22 protein-coding genes are annotated in these 21,712 nt (G+C 39.4%); 20 read left to right on the top strand and 2 right to left on the bottom strand.

Features of this window, described 5'->3' with window-relative positions; all coding sequences use genetic code 11:
* Positions 1-15 precede the first annotated feature (15 nt).
* The 13 genes from MLOOGBEN_RS18830 to MLOOGBEN_RS18770 all read left to right on the top strand — a co-directional run bounded on the left by MLOOGBEN_RS18830 (position 16) and on the right by MLOOGBEN_RS18770 (position 12,827).
* Positions 16-1,068 carry a phosphotransferase family protein gene (locus MLOOGBEN_RS18830; protein WP_256989174.1) on the top strand — a complete coding sequence of 351 codons (1,053 nt, stop codon included), beginning with the start codon at positions 16-18 and terminating at the stop codon, positions 1,066-1,068.
* Between the two features lie 14 nt (positions 1,069-1,082).
* Complete coding sequence (locus MLOOGBEN_RS18825) at positions 1,083-1,508, top strand: FAS1-like dehydratase domain-containing protein (RefSeq protein WP_179159820.1); 426 nt, start codon at positions 1,083-1,085, stop codon at positions 1,506-1,508.
* 33 nt (positions 1,509-1,541) lie between these two features.
* Positions 1,542-1,928: a MaoC/PaaZ C-terminal domain-containing protein gene (locus tag MLOOGBEN_RS18820; protein WP_179159819.1), complete on the top strand. Its 387-nt coding sequence runs from the start codon at positions 1,542-1,544 to the stop codon at positions 1,926-1,928.
* The gene (locus tag MLOOGBEN_RS18815) at positions 1,921-3,096 is read left to right on the top strand and encodes an acetyl-CoA C-acetyltransferase (protein WP_179159818.1); all 1,176 of its coding nucleotides are present in this window, start codon (positions 1,921-1,923) and stop codon (positions 3,094-3,096) included. Before MLOOGBEN_RS18820 ends, MLOOGBEN_RS18815 begins: the two co-directional genes overlap by 8 nt.
* Positions 3,089-3,982: an NAD(P)H-dependent flavin oxidoreductase gene (locus tag MLOOGBEN_RS18810; protein ID WP_179159817.1), complete on the top strand. Its 894-nt coding sequence runs from the start codon at positions 3,089-3,091 to the stop codon at positions 3,980-3,982. Before MLOOGBEN_RS18815 ends, MLOOGBEN_RS18810 begins: the two co-directional genes overlap by 8 nt.
* Positions 3,975-4,802 (top strand): enoyl-CoA hydratase-related protein, encoded by an 828-nt coding sequence (locus MLOOGBEN_RS18805; protein WP_179159816.1) that lies wholly within the window; start codon positions 3,975-3,977, stop codon positions 4,800-4,802. Before MLOOGBEN_RS18810 ends, MLOOGBEN_RS18805 begins: the two co-directional genes overlap by 8 nt.
* Positions 4,799-5,671, top strand: a complete 873-nt coding sequence (locus tag MLOOGBEN_RS18800; protein WP_179159815.1) for a 3-hydroxyacyl-CoA dehydrogenase family protein — start codon at positions 4,799-4,801, stop codon at positions 5,669-5,671. Before MLOOGBEN_RS18805 ends, MLOOGBEN_RS18800 begins: the two co-directional genes overlap by 4 nt.
* 144 nt (positions 5,672-5,815) lie before the next feature.
* Entirely contained in the window at positions 5,816-6,535 is a 720-nt protein-coding gene (locus MLOOGBEN_RS18795) for a response regulator transcription factor (RefSeq protein ID WP_179159814.1), read from the top strand.
* A 393-nt stretch (positions 6,536-6,928) separates the two neighbouring features.
* Entirely contained in the window at positions 6,929-8,557 is a 1,629-nt protein-coding gene (locus MLOOGBEN_RS18790) for a flavin-containing monooxygenase (RefSeq protein ID WP_179159813.1), read from the top strand.
* Positions 8,558-8,674: 117 nt separating this feature from the next.
* Positions 8,675-8,977 (top strand): EthD family reductase, encoded by a 303-nt coding sequence (locus tag MLOOGBEN_RS18785; protein ID WP_179159812.1) that lies wholly within the window; start codon positions 8,675-8,677, stop codon positions 8,975-8,977.
* An 83-nt stretch (positions 8,978-9,060) separates the two neighbouring features.
* A complete protein-coding gene (locus MLOOGBEN_RS18780; protein ID WP_179159811.1) occupies positions 9,061-9,993 on the top strand; it encodes an alpha/beta hydrolase in 933 nt (310 codons plus the stop codon).
* Between the two features lie 365 nt (positions 9,994-10,358).
* Positions 10,359-11,501 carry a phosphoribosylglycinamide formyltransferase 2 gene (purT, locus tag MLOOGBEN_RS18775; RefSeq protein ID WP_179159955.1) on the top strand — a complete coding sequence of 381 codons (1,143 nt, stop codon included), beginning with the start codon at positions 10,359-10,361 and terminating at the stop codon, positions 11,499-11,501.
* 54 nt (positions 11,502-11,555) lie between these two features.
* Positions 11,556-12,827: an L-lactate MFS transporter gene (locus MLOOGBEN_RS18770; protein ID WP_179159810.1), complete on the top strand. Its 1,272-nt coding sequence runs from the start codon at positions 11,556-11,558 to the stop codon at positions 12,825-12,827.
* An 88-nt stretch (positions 12,828-12,915) separates the two neighbouring features.
* On the opposite strand, the gene MLOOGBEN_RS18765 is transcribed toward MLOOGBEN_RS18770, so the two are convergent.
* On the bottom strand, positions 12,916-13,350 hold the full coding sequence (locus MLOOGBEN_RS18765; protein ID WP_179159809.1) for a DUF192 domain-containing protein: 435 nt from the start codon (positions 13,348-13,350) through the stop codon (positions 12,916-12,918).
* Between the two features lie 227 nt (positions 13,351-13,577).
* Here MLOOGBEN_RS18765 and MLOOGBEN_RS18760 point away from each other — a divergent pair, with 227 nt between their 5' ends.
* From MLOOGBEN_RS18760 to MLOOGBEN_RS18750, 3 genes are all read left to right on the top strand, one after another.
* The gene (locus tag MLOOGBEN_RS18760; RefSeq protein WP_179159808.1) at positions 13,578-13,880 is read left to right on the top strand and encodes an MTH1187 family thiamine-binding protein; all 303 of its coding nucleotides are present in this window, start codon (positions 13,578-13,580) and stop codon (positions 13,878-13,880) included.
* Between the two features lie 119 nt (positions 13,881-13,999).
* Positions 14,000-14,707, top strand: coding sequence for a DNA alkylation repair protein (locus MLOOGBEN_RS18755; RefSeq protein WP_179159807.1), 708 nt, complete (start codon positions 14,000-14,002; stop codon positions 14,705-14,707).
* 240 nt (positions 14,708-14,947) lie between these two features.
* Positions 14,948-15,853, top strand: a complete 906-nt coding sequence (locus MLOOGBEN_RS18750; RefSeq protein WP_179159806.1) for a WD40/YVTN/BNR-like repeat-containing protein — start codon at positions 14,948-14,950, stop codon at positions 15,851-15,853.
* 216 nt (positions 15,854-16,069) lie between these two features.
* Here the strand turns inward: MLOOGBEN_RS18750 and MLOOGBEN_RS18745 are convergent, their stop codons facing one another.
* A complete protein-coding gene (locus tag MLOOGBEN_RS18745) occupies positions 16,070-16,900 on the bottom strand; it encodes an MBL fold metallo-hydrolase (protein ID WP_179159805.1) in 831 nt (276 codons plus the stop codon).
* 156 nt (positions 16,901-17,056) lie between these two features.
* Between MLOOGBEN_RS18745 and MLOOGBEN_RS18740 the strand changes: the two genes are divergently transcribed.
* The 4 genes from MLOOGBEN_RS18740 (at position 17,057) to MLOOGBEN_RS18725 (ending at position 21,709) form a co-directional block, all read left to right on the top strand.
* Positions 17,057-18,889 (top strand): sensor histidine kinase, encoded by a 1,833-nt coding sequence (locus MLOOGBEN_RS18740; RefSeq protein WP_179159804.1) that lies wholly within the window; start codon positions 17,057-17,059, stop codon positions 18,887-18,889.
* On the top strand, positions 18,867-19,568 hold the full coding sequence (locus MLOOGBEN_RS29745) for a response regulator transcription factor (protein ID WP_179159803.1): 702 nt from the start codon (positions 18,867-18,869) through the stop codon (positions 19,566-19,568). The genes MLOOGBEN_RS18740 and MLOOGBEN_RS29745 overlap by 23 nt, the downstream gene beginning before the upstream one ends.
* A gap of 101 nt (positions 19,569-19,669) precedes the next feature.
* Positions 19,670-20,953 carry an ABC transporter substrate-binding protein gene (locus MLOOGBEN_RS18730; protein WP_179159802.1) on the top strand — a complete coding sequence of 428 codons (1,284 nt, stop codon included), beginning with the start codon at positions 19,670-19,672 and terminating at the stop codon, positions 20,951-20,953.
* A gap of 63 nt (positions 20,954-21,016) precedes the next feature.
* Positions 21,017-21,709 (top strand): hypothetical protein, encoded by a 693-nt coding sequence (locus tag MLOOGBEN_RS18725; protein WP_179159801.1) that lies wholly within the window; start codon positions 21,017-21,019, stop codon positions 21,707-21,709.
* Positions 21,710-21,712: the final 3 nt, after the last annotated feature.

Raw genomic sequence — 21,712 nt, 5'->3', positions numbered from 1 at the left:
AGGGGTGAATTAAGGATGATGAAAACTGTGAACCAATATATTGATCACGAACATATTAATTGGGGTTTATTGGAAACTTTAATCCGTGAAACGATTCCAGGCATCCCAAATGAACCGATGAAGGTTAGAAAATTTTCCGAAGGCTATTCCAATCACACCTATTTACTGTCGTTTGGGGAATGGGAATCGGTGTTAAGGAGGCCTCCGTTTGGTGAAATTCCAGCGAAAGCACATGATATCAAGCGGGAGTATATGATTCTATCCAGACTGCATGGTGTTTATCCCCTTGCCCCCAAACCATATTTATATAGCGATGACCCAGTCATTATGGGGCGACATTTTTACCTCATGGAAAAAAAGCAAGGGGTGGTCGTTAACGATGTTCTTCCTGAGGCGTATGGATCTTCAGAGTTGGTTGGTCCTGCCATTTCAAAAAGTATCATTAATAGCTTAATTGAGCTTCAAAACGTAGATTACAAGAAAGCAAACTTAATGGATATAGGGAAACCAGAAGGGTTTTTAGAAAGGCAGATTCATAGCTGGATTAAACGCTACAGCGTGTCCAAAACGCATGAAATTGCTGGAGTTTCGGAACTGGAGGTATGGCTGATAAAGCAAATGCCGACAACTGTCGAGACGACGATTGTTCATAATGACTTTAAACTAAACAACCTCGTCCTGGACCCACATGACCCTGGCGTAGTAAAAGGGGTACTCGACTGGGAAATGGCAACAATTGGCGATCCGATGACAGATATTGGCGCAGTTCTTGCATACTGGGGAGAAGTGAGTGATCCAGACATGGGAATTTCGCTGGTGACAAATCAGAAGGGCTTCTTTTCAAGAAGGGAAATGGCTGAACAGTATGCCCAGGTAAGCGGTCGTGACATCTCACATATTAACTATTATGTGGCATTCGGCTTTTACAAGCTTGCCGTCATATTACAACAGCTCTATTATCGCTGGAAAAAAGGCGCGGCGAATGACGATCGGTTTGCGAAACTTCATATCCCGATTACCAACTTATTTAACTTGGCAAATTTAACACGGACAAACCAAATCTTGTAAAAAAGAGGGATGAGATGAAAGTGGAGATAACTCATCACTACAAACCATTTGAGATAGAGCGGGGAAAAATCAAAACGTTTGCGAAGGTACTGGGTCTCAAAAATCCGATTTATTATAGCCAAGAGGAAGCACAGCAAAATGGATACCGTGATGTTGTGACACCTCCAACTTTTCCAACGGTCATTGAGTACTCAAATGATCGCGATCTTTATCAATTATTTGATAGGTTACAACTTCATCCGGAGCAGGTGCTCCATGGTGAACAATCGTATGAATACCTCGAGGAAATCTGTGCGGGCGACACTATTACCGCGACGCTTACGGTAGAAAGAGTCGAGGAAAAACGAAGCATGACCTTTTATTATTTGAAAACGGTGTACCGTAATCAATTGAATAAGCTAACAGTTATATGCAGGTCCACATTGATTAAAATCCCTTAAGTTGCACCTGCACCCTTGAATGGAGGGGAAAAATTGTCACATAAACAATTAAAAGTAAAATATATCCAACCCGTTGACTTGGTCCAGTATGCGGGGGCTTCAGGAGACTTCAACCCTGTCCACACAGTACCAGAGGTTGCCCAAAAAAGCGGCCATCCACAACCAATTGCTCATGGTATGTATGTCATGGGCTTGGTTTCAAAAGCACTTGAAGCATGGTATCCAGAGGGGAAACTAGCAAAATTCCAGGTCCGATTTCTCTCCCCTACCTACTCTGGGGAAGAACTGATAGTCACTGAAACAATGATCACAAAAACAGAATTGGATGACTTACATGGGACTATCCAGGTCACGGATGCTCACCAGCAAGTAAAACTGAATGGATCATTTGAATTAAAAGGAGGAAAAGAACATGACTGAAGTTTATTTGGTTGACGGTGCCAGAACCGCTTTCACAAAATTTGGAGGTTCCTTCGCACAAACGGGTGTGACCGAACTTGGGAAGGTAAGTGCTGTAGAAGCGTTGCGCCGCTCAAATGTTGATCCAATGCAAATTGACCATGTTATCTATGGAAATGTCATCCACACAGAAAAAAATGCTTCCTATCTTTCGAGGCACATCGGCTTATATAGCGGAGTTCCAAAGGAGGTGCCAGCATTTTCATTGAACCGGTTATGTGGTTCTGGCCTGCAATCCGTCGTTTCCGCTGCCCAGCATATTTTAGTTGGTGATGCCGGCATCGTCCTTGCAGGCGGGGCGGAAAATATGTCGCAATCGCCTTTTGCCAATTTCACGCAGCGCTTTGGCGGAGCTAAAATGGGGAACCTGTCGTTTGATGATATGCTGTTAGAAACATTAACGGACCAATACACAGGATTTGGTATGGGACTTACAGCAGAAAAACTTGCTGAAATGTACGAAATTACAAGAGAAGAACAAGATGCATTTGCTGCGGAATCAAATCAACGAGCGGTCAGAGCAACCCATGTATTTGAGGAAGAAATCGTCCCAGTTGAGGTTAAAACAAGAAAAGGCAGCCTCCTTATTCAAAAAGATGAACATATAAAATCGGATGCAAACATGGAAGCCTTGTCCAAGCTTAAGCCATCATTTAAAAAAGGGGGCACAGTCACGGCGGGGAATTCTTCAGGCATTAATGACGGAGCAGCATCACTTGTAGTGGCTGGAAAACAATCCGTTCAAAACAACAACCTAAAGCCAATAGCCCGAATCGTTTCATGGGTTGTTACAGGGGTAGATCCAACCATCATGGGCATCGGTCCTGTTCCAGCCATCCAGCAGGCACTCAACAAAGCCAAGCTTACTCTTGATGACATGGATGTTATTGAAGTAAACGAAGCGTTCGCTGCACAATATTTAGCAGTGGAAAAGGCTTTAGGACTTGACCGTAAAAAAACGAATGTCAATGGTGGAGCAATAGCCTTAGGACACCCGGTTGGCGCGAGCGGGGCAAGAGTGTTATTATCTGCTGCTTACGAATTAAGACGCCGGAATGCACAATTTGCTGTCGTTAGCTTATGCATTGGCGGTGGCCAGGGTATTGCGATGGTGATTGAGCATGTCTAGATTGCCCTTAATCATTGCCCCGATGTTTCTTGTTTCCACTCCAGAAATGGTCATTGAAGCCGGTAAAGCGGGTGTCATTGGTTCGTTTCATCTTCTTAACGCCCGCCCTGTTGAAGTGTGCGCGCGCTGGCTAACAACGATTAAAGAAGGACTTCCTGATGAACCATGGGCGGTGAATTTTATTTGTCACAAAAAATCAAATACCCGGTACGCTGATGATCTCGAGTTAATCAACAAATATCAGCCTCCAATTGTTATTACATCACTTGGCAACCCTGGTGAAGTGATCGAAGTGGTGCATCGATATGGTGGACTTGTGTACTCTGATGTTGCTACAGTAGAACATGCTAAAAAGGCTGCGCAAACAGGCGTGGATGGACTTATTCTTGTATGCGCCGGTGCCGGTGGACATGGCGGTACATTAAATCCATTTGGATTCGTTAATGCCGTTAAACAGTTTTATAAGGGTACGATTATTCTATCTGGAAGCTTATCCACTGGGCAGGATATTGCCGCAGTGAAAATGATGGGAGCCGATTACGCATATTTGGGCACGCGCTTTATTGTCGCAAAGGAGAGCGCAGCCCTTGATACCTATAAGCAAATGGTAATTGACGCATCGCCACAAGACATTCTCTATACAAATTCGTTCAGCGGGGTCTATGCAAATTTACTTATTCCAAGTCTTCTTCAGCAAGGAATCGATCCCCGTACATTCGTTCATCGCCAAGACGTCGATTTATCTCATTTGGTGAACGTGAAGGCATGGAGAGACATTTGGTCGGCTGGCCATGGTGTAGCAACAATCAAAAAGCTTCAGACTACAAGGGAAATCATTGAACAGCTGATACTGGAATACGAAGAGGGAGTGGCGAGCTTTGTATGAAACGATTAGAACAGAACAAAAAGAAGGAATCTTAACGATTTTTTTAAACCGACCGGAGCAAATGAATGCTTACACAAACGTTATGGCGCAAGAGCTTATCGATGCATACAAAAAGGCAGATGTGGATGATGACGTTCGAGTCATTATTGTAACTGGCGAAGGAAAAGCATTTTGTGCGGGAATGGACTTAGGTGACGGAGGAAAGACATTCTCAACATCTGAATCAATGGAAGATTTTCGTGACAGCGGCGGTCAGGTCAGCCTTGTCGTACACGACTTGAAAAAGCCAATCATCGGCGCGATAAATGGGCCGGCGGTTGGTATTGGTTTAACAATGACACTGGCAATGGACATTCGGATTGTCAAAAAAGACGCAAAAATCGGCTTTGTTTTTGCCAAACGAGGCATCGGTCCTGAAGCGTGCTCAGGCTGGTTTCTGCCTCGTCTCGTTGGAATCGGAAAGGCATTGGAATGGATGTATACAGCTCGCTACATACCAACGTCTGAGGCTTTAGCCTCTGGCTTAGTCCAGTATGAAGTAGATGATGTGCTGGCAAAAGCATATGAACTGGCTCAACAAATTGCAAGCGAAACTGCAGCAACATCCAACCGATTTGTCCGACAGCTTCTTTGGAGCATGCTGAGTGAGAATTCACCAGGTGTCTCTCATCTTGCAGAGTCAAAGTTTTTATTTTGGGCAGGAAACAACACTGATGCAATGGAAGGTGTTCAATCGTTTCTAGAAAAACGCCCCGCTCATTTTCCATTAAACAGCAGTGACGTACCTGATTTTTTTAATAAAGGGGAAAAGGATAAATGAAAATTGCTGTATTAGGATCAGGAGTTATGGGAAATGGGATTGCACAGGTGTTTGCGACTAGTGGACACCACGTTACATTAGTAGATATATCTTACGAAGCTCTGAGAAAAGCCGAAGATTCAATAACAAAAAGCTTAACCAAACTTGCGCAAAAGGATGCTAACCTTGATCCGGTTGAGGTATTAGGGCGCATGGAATATACAACCGACAAACAAAAGTTATGTGATACAGACCTGGTCATCGAAGCAATTACGGAAAACATCGAGGTAAAGAAAAAAGTTTTTAAAGAACTGGATGAATTATGTGAGCAAAAGACGATTTTAGCTTCGAACACGTCAAGTTTATGTATATCCGATATGGCCGCCTTCACAAACCGAAAGGACCGGGTATGCGGCATGCATTTCTTTAATCCTGTGCCACTTATGAAGCTTGTTGAAATCACGGCGACTGATAGTACATCGGTCGAAACCATTCAAATTGCGGAAGAACTTGTTAAGCAAATGAATAAAGAAAGCATTCTTGTAAAGGACACCCCACTGTTTGTTGTCAATCGTCTGCTAGTGCCTCTTATCTGTGAAGCGATTACACTAGTAGAGGAAGGAATTGCCTCCCCAGCCGATATTGATAAAGCGATGAAATTAGGGGCTCATCATCCAATCGGTCCCCTTTGGCTCGCAGATATGATTGGTCTTGATACGATGCTGCATATTCAAGAAGCGCTTTTTGTAAAGACAAATGATTCCAAATACCGGGTGCCTGAATTACTTAGAGAAATGGTAGCTAAAGGTGAGTTAGGAAGAAAAAGCGGCAAAGGATTTTATCAATATTATGTTAGCAGCGATTTACCAACAAACCTCCAAACGAGTTAAAGTATTAATTCTCAGTTCCCTTATTAATTGGAGACAATGGAATCTACTAACTTAGTTTTCTTTATTTCAATAACCTTCTTCCTCATTTTTATTAATTGTATTAAGTATGGAATGTTTTTTATTGGTCTAGAAAGGGGTTAGGTAATGGTTATTGATCATAACTCAATATTGCAGGATACATGTGATTTAGAAAAATACATTAAAAAAATTAATGCAATGGAATCACATGAAGATCAGATTATCCAAGTGCTTAAGAGCTTTCTTGAATTATTTCCATTATTGGATATAGGATTATTCAGATACTCTCCATTTGGATATTTAACAGAAGGAATGATGGCCATCACCCCAGAAGAGGGACTTAAACATATTAGAGATATGAGAGATGATGTTCGAACCCTGCCTTTCGTTTACAATGCGGTAAGGACACGAAAAGCAATCATTCTCAAAGGGGAAGATTTCGTAAAGTATAATCCTAGATACACTTTTACTTCAAAGACCTCTTCGATATTATTTATCCCTATATCTTTTAGAAGTGTTGTCGTAGGAATTGCCTGTAGTACACAGTTTTCGGAAAGCAATAATAAAATAGAAGAATTACTTTCTATATTTACGCTTTATGGAGAAATGTTAGGGGAGCTGTTTGAGGAACCATACCTTATCAATGATAATTATTGCTTGCTAAACAAGAGAGAGGTTGAAATCATGCAAAAGCTATCAATAGGGGAAACGACGAAGGCTATCGCCCAGTCAATGCATCTTAGTGAATTTACGATCAGGGATTATATTAAATTGTCTCTCAAAAAACTAGGGGTAAAAGACCGGACTCATGCAGTTGCTATATTAATAAAGCAAGGAATTATTTAATAAATGTTAGTTTCCTAAATCAGGGGAATACAACTAAAACTCTCATATTCATCTATGTTGATTAACTGTTCAAGTTCTTTTACGGTATAGAGAAAATTATCTAGCACGCAACCTCATTCTTTACTTGTTTCTCGTCAATTCAAGTATAAAAGAAATGGAGTTTGCGTGTTTTTTATGCAAGAAAATGTTTATAACCTCAACAAATATGAAAGAGCTAATTTAATAATGGAGGTTACAAGTTTTCGAACCCCTCAAATGAAGGATAATTCCCCTAATGCTAGGAGTATTATGATTTTGGTACTCAATGTAAAATAGTCTTATACATAATTATTCGAATTTTGAGAATAATTAAGTTTCAACCTGAGGAAGAATGAAATACGAGAGGAGAAAGCTATGACTAATTCAAAAGAATTTGACGCTATTATCGTAGGGGCAGGTTTTTCGGGAATGTATATGCTTCATTTATTACGTGAGGAGGGTTTCTCAGTTCGCCTATATGAAGCAGGCAGTAACGTTGGGGGTACTTGGTATTGGAATCGCTATCCAGGTGCACGGTGTGATATTCCAACAGAAGCTTATTGTTACACGTTTTCAGAAGAAATTCATAGAGAATGGACATGGTCTTCCGTTTATCCTGAGCAATCCGAAATTCTAGACTACTGTAATTTCGTAGCAAATAAGTTGGACCTCCGCCGAGATATCCAGTTCAACACTCGACTTACATCTGCTGAGTATGATGAGAAGAGTAAAAAATGGAAAGTCAGTACGGGGGATGGAGACATTGTTCAAGCAAAATATTTCATCCCAGCGTTAGGAAATGTGTCAGTCCCTCATGCACCTAAAATTAGAGGTCTAGAACATTTCCAAGGCGAAACCTACCATACGAGTCGTTGGCCACATGAAGAAGTAGACTTTAAGGGGAAACGAGTAGCGGTTATCGGGACTGGTTCGAGCGGCGTCCAAGCAATTACATCTATTTCGAAAGTAGCGGAGCACCTTACAGTTTTTCAGCGTACACCACAATTTGTAAGCCCAGTGAAAAACCCTTTACTCAGTCCAGACCAAGTGAAGGAAATGAAGAATAATTTCCCTGAATTGAGACGTAAAATTCGAGAACATTTTATCGGTGCGCCTGCCTTTGACTTAAGAAGGCCTTATTCAGCACTCGAAGATTCACCAGAAGAACGTCAAAGGTTTTACGAGGAACTCTGGCAAGAACAAAATGGTTTCCAATTATTATTTTCGTACATGGATATTACGGTAAATGATGAAGCTAATTCAACATTAGCAGAATTCGTACGTACTAAGATCAAAGAAATTGTAAAAGATCCTGACACCGCAGAGGATTTACTTCCTACGTACCTTATCGGCGGAAAACGTCCTGTTGTAGGTACAAATTATTATGAAACGTATAATCAAGAAAATGTTTCTCTCGTCAATTTGAAAAAAACTCCAATTGTAGCGTGCACAAACAAGGGATTGGTAACATCAGAAGGTGAGATTGAGTTTGACATCATTGTATTTGCGAGCGGTTTCGATGCGATGACAGGACCATTAATGAAAGCAAATATCCGTGGAAGAAATGGGATTTTGTTAAAGGATAAATGGGATGGCGGAAAAAACCTTATGACATTCCTCGGCGTATGTAACGTTGGATTTCCAAATATGTTTACCATTACGGGTCCCCATTTCCCTTTAACAGCGAATGCTATTACCGTGAATGAGTTAATAGTAGAATGGATTTTCGATTGCATTAAATATGTTGAAGAGCATGGGGTTGAAGAAATTGAGGCCACTACTGAGGCAGAAGAAACCTGGACAAACCATGCAAATGAAGTTGGAGAACAGTCGATTTATGCTAAGGTTGACAGCTGGTATACAGGAGCCAATATTGAAGGGAAGCCGCGTGCATTTTTAGGTTACACTGGAGATTACTTAATGTTTCAAGAACAGTTTAATAATGCTAGAGATTACAAAGGGTTTACATTTACACCAAAGCAAAACGCGGCTGTAAAAAAATAACTGGGGGCGTGGTTATTGAAAAGCGCTTTTTAGGAAGAATGTATATACCTGCTTGTTTGATAGAACATTCTTGCACAATGATGTTTTCCTAGTTTAATTGAAACGGAGGACAATGATATGGCAAAATTGTTAGTAGTTTATGATCAACCAACAAACAAAGATGGGTTTGATGGACATTACTATGGTACCCACATCCCTTTAGCTGAGAAATTACCTGATATAAAAAGTGTCCAAGCAAATCGAGTATTGGGAGTTCAAAACTGCGAGTTGAAGCCATACTTAGTGGTTCAACTCGAATTTGAAAATGCAGAAGAATTAAATCAAAACTTGGCTTCACCGCAAGGACAAGAATTAACAGCAGACGTAAAAAAATTAATGGAATTCTTACCCAAACCTCCAGCTATTATAATTGTTGACTAGTGCTTTTTTAAAATTGCATTGCTAAAAAATGTAAGGAAGCAGAGATACTTTTAAATTCATAGAAAAATTAGGAGTGATTTAGAATGACGATTAATTCCATTACGAAACAATTTCTTGAAATGCTAAGTACTGCACCGCCAATCCCATCGTTGTCTCCTGTGGAAGCGCGTGCGGCAATTGATGCAATGCTTGAACTTCGCTCAGAACCGGAAGCGGTTTTAAAAATTGAAGAACAAACGATCTCAGTCGATAATGGTGAAATAAACGTGAGAATTTATACTCCAGAAGGTACGGGACCATTTCCACTTTTTGTTTACTATCATGGGGGAGGCTATGTAATTGGTAATTTAGAATTCGTTGATCATGGTTGTCGTTCAATTGCCAATGCTGGTAATTGTGTCGTCGTCTCCGCAGAATATCGTAAATCACCAGAATACAAGTTTCCGATTCCAGTGGAAGATTGCTATAAAGCACTAGAATGGGTCGATGCGAATGCCGCGCAACTGAATGGGGATGCGTCAAAAATTATCGTGGGTGGAGATAGTGCTGGGGGAAATCTATCGGCAGTAATGACACAATTGACGAAAGAGCGTCAAGGACCATCGATTGCAGCACAAGTCTTGTTATACCCTGGATCAGATTTAAATCTGGGCTATCAATCTGTACAAGAGTATGGAGAAGGCTACGGTCTTGACGTAGAATTGATTAACTGGTTTGTGGATCATTACCTCAATCATCCAACAGAACGTGATCATAAATATGCCTCATCAATAATGGCTGAAGATTTTAGCGATTTACCGCAGGCGCTCGTCATTACCGCTGAGCTTGATCCGATTCGTGACCAAGGGAAAGCGTATGCTGATCGACTTAAGGAAGCGGGTGTGCCTGTCCAATTTATTTGTATGGAAGGTCATATTCACGGTTACTTCAGCTATCCACCTTTTGCAGAAAGTATGAAGAATACGGCAAAAGAAATCGGACTGTTTTTGAACAATGCCTTAGCTGCATCTGTTTAAAAAGCGAAGCAGTGGATGATGCTTGTGCCGAATTAAAGAAAGTTTTCAACATATTATAACGATACAAACATCTCCTTAATGAAAAATAATTAAAGAATGTCAGGCTGTTGAGAAAGCTTTATCTCAACAGCTTTTTTGAGTTTAAGTGAGTTTGGACTGCGTCTACCTAATCAGATAATTAGTCAAGAAATACCTAATACGCTATCACCCTTGTTTTAAGTACGAATATTAAACTATATTTTCAATATAATGTTCGTATTTTACGGATAATATTTGCTTGTAATCTTTATATATATAAGATATTATAATCAAAAGACAAACGATAGGGGTTGTGTTAGGTGTTTGGTACCCAGACAAAAAAGGTAATGTTACTTGGATCAGGTGAACTTGGGAAAGAGACAATTATTGAGGCTCAGCGTCTTGGGCTTGAGACGATTGCAGTTGACCGTTATGAAAACGCTCCTGCTATGCAGGTGGCTCATCGGTCTTATGTTGTGGACATGCTTGATGGAGAAGCACTTCGTAGAGTGATAGAAAAAGAGAAACCAGATTTGGTGGTTCCCGAAATCGAGGCGATTGCAACAGAAACATTAGTGGACCTTGAAAACGAAGGTTTCCGTATCGTACCGACCGCTAAAGCTGTGAACCTGACCATGGATAGGGAAGGAATCCGCAGATTGGCAAGCGAAGAACTAGGGATTCCAACAGCAAGGTACGCTTTTGCGGACACACTTTACGAACTACGGAATGCTGTACTGAAAATCGGCACACCTTGCGTCATTAAACCCATTATGAGTTCCTCTGGAAAAGGGCAAACTGTTTGCCGTTCGATAGAGGATGTAGAATGCTCTTGGAATGAGGCAATTGCAGGGGGGAGAGGAAAAAAAGCCCGAATGATTGTGGAGGAATTTATCCATTTTGATTCTGAAATTACCCTTTTAACCGTCCGCTCCGCTTCCGGAACAACCTTTTGTGCACCTATTGGACACGTGCAAAAAGATGGGGACTATATAGAATCCTGGCAGCCGCATGACATGTCGGAGGAACAAATTCTGGAGGCGCAGGCAATTGCAAAAAAAATCACCGATGCACTCGGCGGGCACGGAGTTTTTGGAGTGGAATTATTCCTTTCTTCAACTGGTGTCTATTTTAGTGAAGTGTCACCACGACCACATGACACGGGGATGGTTACCATGGTTACCCAAGATTTATCAGAATTTGCCTTACATGTAAGGGCCATTTTAGGCTATCCGATTCCGGATGTTCAGCTATTGCAACCAGGTGCAAGTTATACGATTAAGGCTAAAAAAGAAAGTAAGACGTACCACATATCTGGAATCGCTGAAAGCTTATCTGTCCCTCATACACAGGTTAGGATATTTGGAAAACCGGAAACGAAAGTGGGACGACGGATGGGTGTTGTGTTAAGCAACGGTGAATCTGTAAATGAGGCTAGAGAACGAGCGGAATTAGCAGCTTCTAAAATGATGGTAACGTATGAGGAATAACTCTTTGGAATCATCGGCAACACGACCATACAAATTGGAACGAGGGATGGATGAATGCATACAAAAAATCGTTGGCTAATCGCTCTATCGGCGGTTGGAATTCATATTTCGATTGGTTCGGTTTACGCTTGGAGTGTTTTCACTAAACCACTTCAACAAGAAATGGGCTGGGGGTTAAAGCAAATATCCTTCACTTTTAGCTTGGCTATTCTTTTCTTAGGTTTATCTGCAGCCTTTTTGGGGCATTTTGTAGAGAAGTTTGGTCCGAGAGCAGCTGGTACACTAAGTGCTTTGTTTTTCGGAGTTGGAGTTGCAGGGGCAGGTTTTGCGATTCAAGTAGAATCATTGCTATTACTCTATTTATTTTATGGAATGATCGCTGGAATTGGGTTGGGAGTTGGATATATTACACCGGTTTCTACGCTGGTAAAATGGTTCCCTGACAGAAGAGGTCTTGCTACAGGATTAGCTATTATGGGATTTGGATTTGCTTCCTTAATTAGCAGTCCGATTATGAATTATTTAATCGTGAACTATGGAATTTCCAATACCTTTTATCTACTAGGAGCGGCATACTTCATTATCATATTTTGTTCTGCTCAATATCTTGCTCCACCGAAAGCGGGCTGGGTACCTAAGGGTATCGAGGTAGCAGGGCATAAATTAGGCGGTATGAAAATAAAACAGGATCTGCGTCAGTTAACCGCAAATGAGGCAGTCAGAACAAGACAGTTTTGGGCATTATGGTTGATGTTATTTATCAATGTTACCTGTGGAATTGCGATTCTTTCTGTTGCATCGCCGATGGCTCAAGAGTTAGTTGGAATGACAGCAACTGGGGCCGCGGCAATGGTTGGAATCATGGGTTTATTTAATGGAGGAGGAAGGATTGTTTGGGCTGCCATCTCTGATTACATCGGAAGACCAAATGTCTACACACTATTCTTTGCTTTTCAAATAGTTGCTTTTTTTATGCTTCCAAATATAACCGTGGGAATTCTATTTTCTATAATCGTTTATATGATCATGACTTGTTACGGAGGAGGTTTTTCCTCCATACCTGCCTATATTGGCGATTTGTTTGGAACTAAGCAGCTTGGGGCTATTCATGGATATATTTTGACTGCATGGGCCGCAGCTGGTTTAGCGGGACCGATCTTTGTATCCTGGGTCAGGGAAACAACCGGAAGCTATCAGGGGACATTAGTAATCTTTTCAGGAATCTTTATTGTCGCTCTAACGGTTTCACTCCTTATTCGTCTTGATATCAAGAAAATAAGGACAATGAGTGAAAATCAAATGATGAAAAATGCGGGGAATTTTTAGATTAATGTTTATCTTTATGCAAAAGCTGCCAATTGGGCAGCTTTTTCTGTACACCTCACATCTAAGATGTCTTTGAGATGAGATGATTTTAATTAAGCTTTACAAAATCACCTTCTTTGATTTGATTCTTTTCAAACCATCCAAGATTCACTTCGAGTGCATAATGATAAGTAATTTCCGGATCATAGGTAGGACATAACTCCTCTTTACATGGTACCATATCTAGTATTTTTAGAATTTTTCCATTCGAGTCAAGAAAAGCAATCGATAAAGGAATTAAGGTGTTTTTCATCCAGAAACCGCCATATGTTTCACCTGAAAACACAAATAGCATCCCCTCGTTTTCGGGTATCTTTTCTACAAACATTAAGCCCTTGTCTCTTTTTTTTGGAGTATCTGCAACTTGAGCGGTGATGTTGATTGTCTTTTCTCCACTAGACACTTTAATCATTTTTGTTTGAAGACTTGTTTCTTTTTTTGGACGAAAAAGTAAACTGATTAATTTTATGCTATTTTTCCACATATTCACTCACCTTGTTATTTCCCTTTCATATTAAACGAAAACAAGTAGAACTAAACAGGAAAACTCCTTTTCGCTTCTACTACCCATGATATGGTTTTAACGTGACTTTGATATGAAATAAACGTGTACTTACGTCCTTCTGACCTAATCGTTGCTTGTATTAGATTTTTCCCCCGCCTAATTTCATGATATCCTAATGAAGTATAAAGAAAGCAGGAGGTAGAAGAATGGCGATTGTTGATATTACAGTGATTCCGGTTGGGACAGGCACACCAAGTGTCAGTGAGTATGTAGCTGAAATTCAAAAAGTTCTTCAGCAGTATGAAGGAAGAGTCAAGTATCAGTTAACCCCAATGAGTACGCTAATTGAAGGTGATTTAAAATTATTGCTTGAGATTGTTCAAGAACTGCATGAGGTACCGTTTCAAAAAGGTTTGCAAAGAGTATGTACGAATGTTCGAATTGATGATCGGCGCGACAAAGAAAATACAATGGAGCGTAAGTTACAATCGGTTCAGGCAAAATTATAGCCTAATGGAGTATATATAAAAATAAACACAATTCAATACATAATAATATTATGTTAACTAGATATTTTTTTATATTTTTCATCATCAAATAGATGATAAAAAGGAGGGAGTGCAATACGATGGATTTTGAAACGGTAATGCAGGAACTGGAAGCTCTCAGCAATGAAAGATTGAAAAAGATGTACATAGGCAATGGTGCACAGGAACCGCTTTTTGGTGTAGCTACAGGCAAAATGAAGCCGATTGCAAAAAAAATTAAGATAAATCAGCCTTTGGCCGAGCAGCTTTACGCAACTAGGAACTACGATGCCATGTATTTTGCCGGCATCATTGCGGACCCAATGGCTATGACGGAGGCTGATTTTGATCGTTGGATGGATGGTGCGTATTTTTATATGCTGTCAGATTATGTAGTCGCAGTCACTTTGGCAGAAGCTGATATTGCACAAGTTGTTGCCGATAAATGGATCGCAAACGGTGAAGAACTTAGAATGTCGGCAGGCTGGAGCTGTTACTGCTGGCTTTTGGGTAATCGCCCGGATAGTGAATTTAGCGCAAGCAAGCTTGCCAGTATGCTTGACCAGGTGGAAAGAACGATTCACGATTCTCCTGATCGAACGAAATCTGCTATGAATAATTTTATTTACACAGTCGCAATTTCCTATCTGCCGCTCCATGAAAAAGCAATTGAAACAGCAAAGGCAGTAGGCCCAGTTGACATGAACCGGGGTAAGAAAAAACCCAGCATCCTGCTAGCTTCCGAAAATATTCATAAGGAATTAGATCGAGGGAAGCTTGGATTCAAACGCAAATATGTAAGGTGTTAGTATAGTTAGTAGAGTAAATCTTCTAACGGAAACAAGAGCTTAATACATCTTTCGAAGGTTATTATAAAAGAAGTACCCTAAATACTTCATATAATAATATTATGTTAACTTGAAGAGTAAAAGGAAACAAGAGCCAGGAACTATCCTAATAAAGGATGTTCCTGGTTTTTTAATAGATTATTTTGTCAAGTCTAGTAGAATAGTAAGAGGCAGAAGCATGATTATAAGGAGTCTTTCAATATGAAAAATATTATCATTGGAACAATTTTTATTATGATTTGTATAACCGTTGCCACATTCTTTTTCGAAATGCACCAAGAATTAACTACACCAGAACTGAAACAACCAATTGAAGAGCAGGATACGAAAGTATCAGAAACACCACAACCGAGCCCATTACAGCCGATCTTTGAAGACGATTCTATTGGATACTCGTTACAAAACAATCAATTACAAATCACCTTCAATAAAGGAAGTGATTGGGTTATAGTTCCGGTTGAAAATGCGAAATTTTTTGCAGGAGAATACAATGGGAACGAACAAGAGCTAATTGAAAATAGCTATATCCTTACGCAAAATCGTTCTGCCTTTTTATATTCAGAAGGCAGCAGCATCAAATTGAAATATTCTCTGAACCAGGGAGAAACATGGGAAGATAGTGTAATTACAGTTCAATATCCTCCAATCCGTTTCCGTAAGGTTGAATTTTTAAATGAGTCGTTCGGTTATGTCATCATTTCAGGTGATCGAACGATGTCGCAAGAATGGACAACCGTTTATGTTACGAACAATGGCGGTAAGCAATGGAAAGAGACGGCCCATTCGGATGTTACTAGATTAATTTATGATGGAGGATTTGTTGACGAAAACACAGGATTCCTATCATTCGGAATCCTTAATCCTGTTGAACCAGATCTATACGTCACACAGGATAGTGGGAACTCTTGGCATGAAGCAAATATTACGATTCCAGAGAAGTATCATGAAATCTTTGTAATGGCTGAAGTTCCTTTTAAAGAAGAGGATCATTTGGCCGTTAATATCAATCAAGGTCCTAATGGGGACTACCAAGGTGGGAAAATAAAGGGGAAATTCATTTCAAACGATAACGGCACCACTTGGGAGTTTTCTATGGAGGTAGAATAAGCTTCATTAAAAGGATGACCCATTTGATGAAAAATTCGCTCAGGAGTAAACTTATTTAACTAAATTCATTTTTTGTCCTGTCTATTTTCATGATATTCTTGAAAAAGGCAAGGGAGTATAGTTTACCCTTGCCTATAAGTGTAAAGTACTAATATACATATAGTAGAATGTAGAGTCTAATATAGTATTTTGGTGATAATTCTAATCCCTATAATCCTATTTATCTATGATTTTTATAGTATGTTCTTGGATAATCGAATTAATTATGTGCATAGATTCCCATTCCCCTCTAGAAAGAAAGATGATGGGATATTTTTTTGGAAAAAGGGTTTGGCTAATCTGACTTGGAGACATGCCATCTTCATAGAGCTTGATAATATTCCCTTGAAGATTTAACAAATAATCGAGCTTTCTCTGTAAAGCAGCACGACCATCCTTTAAATAGCCCGCATGGCAGCAAAATACCTCCACAAAATCATAGGTTATTACTCTCTGTAAGGAACCAATGATGGTCGGAATGCTTTCTTCTTGTAAAATAACCTTTGTCTTTTCCTGGACATACAAATCCCCAGTAAATAGTTGGCCTGTTTCACGATTTAAAAAGGCTAAATGATCTATAGCATGACCAGGTGTATCTATCACGTCCCATATTGCATTGCGGGATGAAAAAGTTTTGCCAATGCTTATAGCCAGAAAAGGTCTGCGCTTTCCCCAGAAAATCTTTCGATACAATGGATAATCGGGTTTCTTTTTACAATAATCCAGCTTTATATCATTCATATAAATTGGCAGCTGCAACTCTTTTTGTAAAAAAGCTGCACACCCAGTATGATCTTCATGAAAATGTGTGATGACCACTTGATCGATATCTTGTTGCTTAAAAAATGGTTTAAACTCCTTTTCCAATGATGCGGAACCCGTATCAATGAGAACCCCATCTACTACAAAACAATGAACATTTAATTTTACCCCTTGAAATGCGACCGTCCCGTTTGCTGCTTGAACACCCTGTATCGTCTCGTGGTTAAAAGTCTTCTTTAATAACATAAATTTAAACCTCCTCATGCCATCCCTTTGTCAAATTTTAACACAAAGTGAATAGGTATTCATTAATTTAAGCTAAATTTATTCCAAAATTCAGAAAAGGATTTCTGAAAGTAAAAGTAGAAAGCTATAGTTAAGACATTTAATAAGGGGAAATTCATGAATATGAGGAAAATAAATAAAGCCATTAAAAATTATCTGTTTTCCCTCCCATACCGGGTTAAATTAATTTTGGTTTTCTCTCTTCTAATTCTGCTTACTGCTTCGATTCTAGGAAGTATTACCTATTATCAATTTGCGAAATCGAGTCAGAACAAAACAGAAGAATATCAGATTCAATTGGCTAATCAAATTAACCAGCATTTAAATCGTTATTTAAAGGAAATGCAGATTATTTCCTTGTCACCATTTTATGACCAAGAGGTATTGGATATATTGAAATCACATCAAACACCTAGCGATAGGACATCTTTTCCTCCCGCAGCTGAAAGAGTCCCAATGTGGAGATATATTTCAAGTCTCATCCATATGCGGAATGAAATTAGAGGCATACATATCATGGCAAATGACGGTACAATCTTTAGTAATTTAGATTCGAATACCGTCTTGCTAAAAGTTTTCGAAACCGATAATGACTGGATAAAAGAGATTAAGCAGGCAGACGGGAAGTGGGTCCTGCTGCCTTTACATAAACCAAATTATTATTTAAATAAAGACACTTCCGTGTTTTCTGTGGCAAGACTCATTCGCGACCCATCCAGCCATGAATCACTAGGTATTATTAAAATTGATTTAAAGCAAGAATTAATCAATGAAATCGTCAGTAATTCAAATGCGAAAAGTGATATTTTTATCCTGGATAAGAACAACCAGTTCATTTACCCAAATAAGGAGGATAAACTAATTGAATCCTCCTTTCTAACAGAGCTGAAAAACATCAAGGTTAATAACTACACAAACATACCGATTAATGGAACGGAATATATGATGGTCTATCATCAGTCAAGCTACTCAGGTGTGAAAACGATTATGCTTACGCCACGTTCTAGTGTATTTAGTGAAGTGAATCATCTTCGGCAAGTAATCATTTTAGTTGTCATTGGAGGAATACTAATCTCTTTCTTATTAGGATTTTGGCTCTCTAAGCCACTGGTTGGATCGATTCACACTTTAAGGAAAGCGATGGGCAAGGTCGAAAAAGGGAACTTTGCACAAAGGGTAACGATCAATTCCAATGATGAGATTGGTGAACTAGGAAAAGGATTTAATCATATGATTAATGAAATTGATCGCCTTGTCTCGGAGGTTTACAAAACCAGTTTGCGAGAAAAGGAGGCTGAAATTAGAGCATTACAAAGTCAAATGAACCCGCATTTTCTCTATAACACTTTAGAATCTATCAATATGCTCGCCATTACAAAGGGAAATCTAGAGGTATCTGATATGGTCTCCTCACTAGGAAAACTAATGAGGTATACCATCGATAATTCATCCAAAATTATAACTTTAGATGATGAGTTATCCTTTATTCGTTCATATGTGGCGATTCAAAAGGTGAGGATGGGTGAAAATCTCCAGTATAGTGAAGACATTGACCCAATTCTAAATAAAGTATTACTGCCAAAACTCGTATTGCAACCATTTGTTGAGAATGCCATTGTTCATGGGAATTTTCAACAAGGCGGGCACATTTTTATTAAGGCATATAGAGAGAGACAGTTTTTAAAAATAACCATTAGCGATAATGGAAAGGGTATTACGGAATTAGAATTAACAAAACTTAAGAAATTAATAGAGAATCAACATACAATAGCTTCTGATAAACATAATGGGATTGCTTTATCAAATGTCCATGAACGTTTACAGCTACTATATGGAAAACAATTTGGAATTCTCATTGATGGCAGTAAATTGCATGGGTTTTCAGTGACGCTGACAATGCCAATTCAAAGAATGGGGGAAGAGGTTCGTGAAAGAAATATTAGTGGTTGAGGATGAAGCCATTATTAGACAAGGGCTAAGAATATTACTTGAGCAAGTGATTGGCGGCTTTCAAGTTTCGGAAGCAAAAAGTGGTGAGGAAGGGCTGAACCTTTTTCACCAAAGAATACCTCATTTGATTATTACCGATATTCGAATGAGCGGCATGGGTGGACTTGCTTTTATTTCAAAGGTAAGGCAGGTTTCGGAAGATGTACCTATTTTAATATTAAGCGGGCATAGCGATTTTGAATATGCACGGACTGCTATGCGTTACCGTATTACTGATTATCTATTAAAACCCATTAATAGAGTCGAGTTATCAGAGACTTTATCAAAACTATTAAAGGATGATGTTGAAGAGAAATTAGAAACCTCTAAACAATTTCATAAAGTCCTGCAGTACATAAATGACAACCTAAGTCATGAAATTACCTTAAAACACATTGCAGACCATGTCAGTTTGAATCCACAATATGTAGGACAATTATTTAAATCGGAGCTTAATCAAACCTTTACGGAGTATATAACGGAAGAACGGTTAAAACGGGCGAAGCAATTATTAAAAGGGACTAGTTTAAAGGTATATGAGGTGGCACAGCTTTCAGGTTACAAAAGCCCCAAGCATTTTATGACTGTCTTTAAGCAGGAGGTTGGGACCACACCTGTTCAATTTCGGAATTTTTCATAAATATTTTAAAAATCTATGATTAACGAACTATATCTCTTTTTGAAGGGATATTTTTTGTAGGGATTTATCTTTAAAATGTAAGACAAAGGGAGGTATGACAAATGAAGAGAAAGATAGGACTCATTTTTTTAACGCTTTTATTGGTAGCGTTTACAGTTGCGTGTAGTAACAACACTGAAACGGGTTCGAAGGAAAATGGCTCAAAAGAGGATGAGGAAGTTGAGTTGACCTTTATGATGTGGGGAAATGAAGCACATCAAGAAGTGTACAACAAATTAATCGCAAAATTTAACGAAACACATCCGAATATCAAGGTGAAGATGGAAAGCGTACCATTTCCAGATTATCAGCAAAAAATTACTGTTTTAGCAGCTGGTAGAGAGCTGCCGGATGTAGGTTGGGTTGCAGAGCGGATGGCACCTCAATTTATGGAAAATGGACTGTTAGCCGATGTGTCTACCTTTAAAGAGGATAAGGACTATAACATGGATGACTTTTTCCCATCCACACTCGATTTATTCGAGCAGGATAGTAAATTATACGGCATCCCATTCTCCACTCCGCCAATGGTTATGTTCTATAACAAGAACTTGTTTGTAAATGCTGGTGAAAAAACACCAAATGAACATGTAGCAGCGGGAACATGGAATTGGGAGCAGTTTGAAAAGTCAGCAAAGGCCATCTCATCTAATGGTGTCTATGGTGCGAACTTCTTCCGTGATTGGAATACGTGGATTGCCTTACTATCCCATACTTGGGCTAATGGCGGGGACTTGTTTAATAAAGACCAAAGCAAATTTACTTGGAATAGCCCACAAGGTGTTGAAACATTAAATATGCTCGATCGCATGATGTTTAAAGATTCATCCCATCCAAAAGCAGGTGAACAAATAAGCTTTGATTCCGGAAAAATTGGGATGTTCTTCGATGTTTATAGCTATGTATCAGCCGCCCGTAATGTAAAAGATTTTGAGTGGGACATTGCCCCACTTCCAGAAGGAACAGAAGGAAGATTTCCAATGCTTGGTCAAGCAGGATATGGATTGTTTAAAGATTCAAAACACCCGGAAGAAGCAAAAGAACTTCTTAAATTCTTTACAAGCCAAGAGGGAATCACGCAAACATCTACATTCTTTGTTCCACCACGTGAATCAGTGTTAAGTTCTGAGGCATTTGTCAATCAGCCAAATAACCCACCGGCAGAAAGTATTAAACGTGCGGTTATTGATGAAATGGATAATGCCCGCTTACAAGCAGGTCATGTGGAATGGCAAAAAATTGATACAGCGATTCAATTCGGATTCGATGAATTATTTGGTCAATTGAAAAAACCTGAAGACATCTTAAAAGGTATGGAAGAAAAAATCAATCCAATCATGAAGTAATCAAAAAGATGCGGTTAAACCTGAATAGGCTTAACCGCATACCTTTTATAGGGGTGAAAGACGATGACAGCAGCATTAAAACAAATGCTTACAGATAATAAAATGACATTAATTGTGAGTTTACCAGAAAATCGATTCGATTTAGCAAAGGCTGCCATTCATGCAGGGGTAGATGCAGTTAAGTTGCATGTGAATGTCAATCATCGGGCATCAGGAAATGTGTTTAATTCAGTGGAATCCTATGATGAAATATTTCGTAGTATTAGGGATGAATTTTCTGGACCACTTGGAATCGTTCCGGGTGGGTCATTTGGAGATATAAGTCAAGGTGAAATGGAGCAGCTAATCGCCCTAGGATTCAATTTTTATTCGATTTATGCTCATGATAAACCAAGCTGGATGCTTGTGCTAGACAAAATTGAGAAAACATTTGCGATTTCGAGTGAGTATGATTTAAATGCCATCGGCAATGTAAAACACCTTGGTGTTTCTGCTTTAGAAGCATCGATTATTCCAGGAGAAGAGTATGGAACACCACTGACCTTTAAGGATGTACTTGCCTATAATACACTTGTCCAGAATGTTGATATACCTGTTCTTGTTCCTTCGCAAAGAAAGCTAGTGCCTTCTGATATTCCAATACTAGCTAAGGCAGGGGTAAAAGCAGTTATGCTCGGGGCTATTGTGATTGGTCATACCGAAGAAACTATTCAAACGGCGATTAGATCATTTAGAAATGCAATCGATTCATTGTAAAGG

Source organism: Bacillus sp. EB106-08-02-XG196, from assembly GCF_013396335.1.
Classification (GTDB): domain Bacteria; phylum Bacillota; class Bacilli; order Bacillales; family Cytobacillaceae; genus Neobacillus.
Note: the sequence above shows the minus strand (reverse complement) of the source record. Positions and strands in the feature narration are given on the sequence as shown.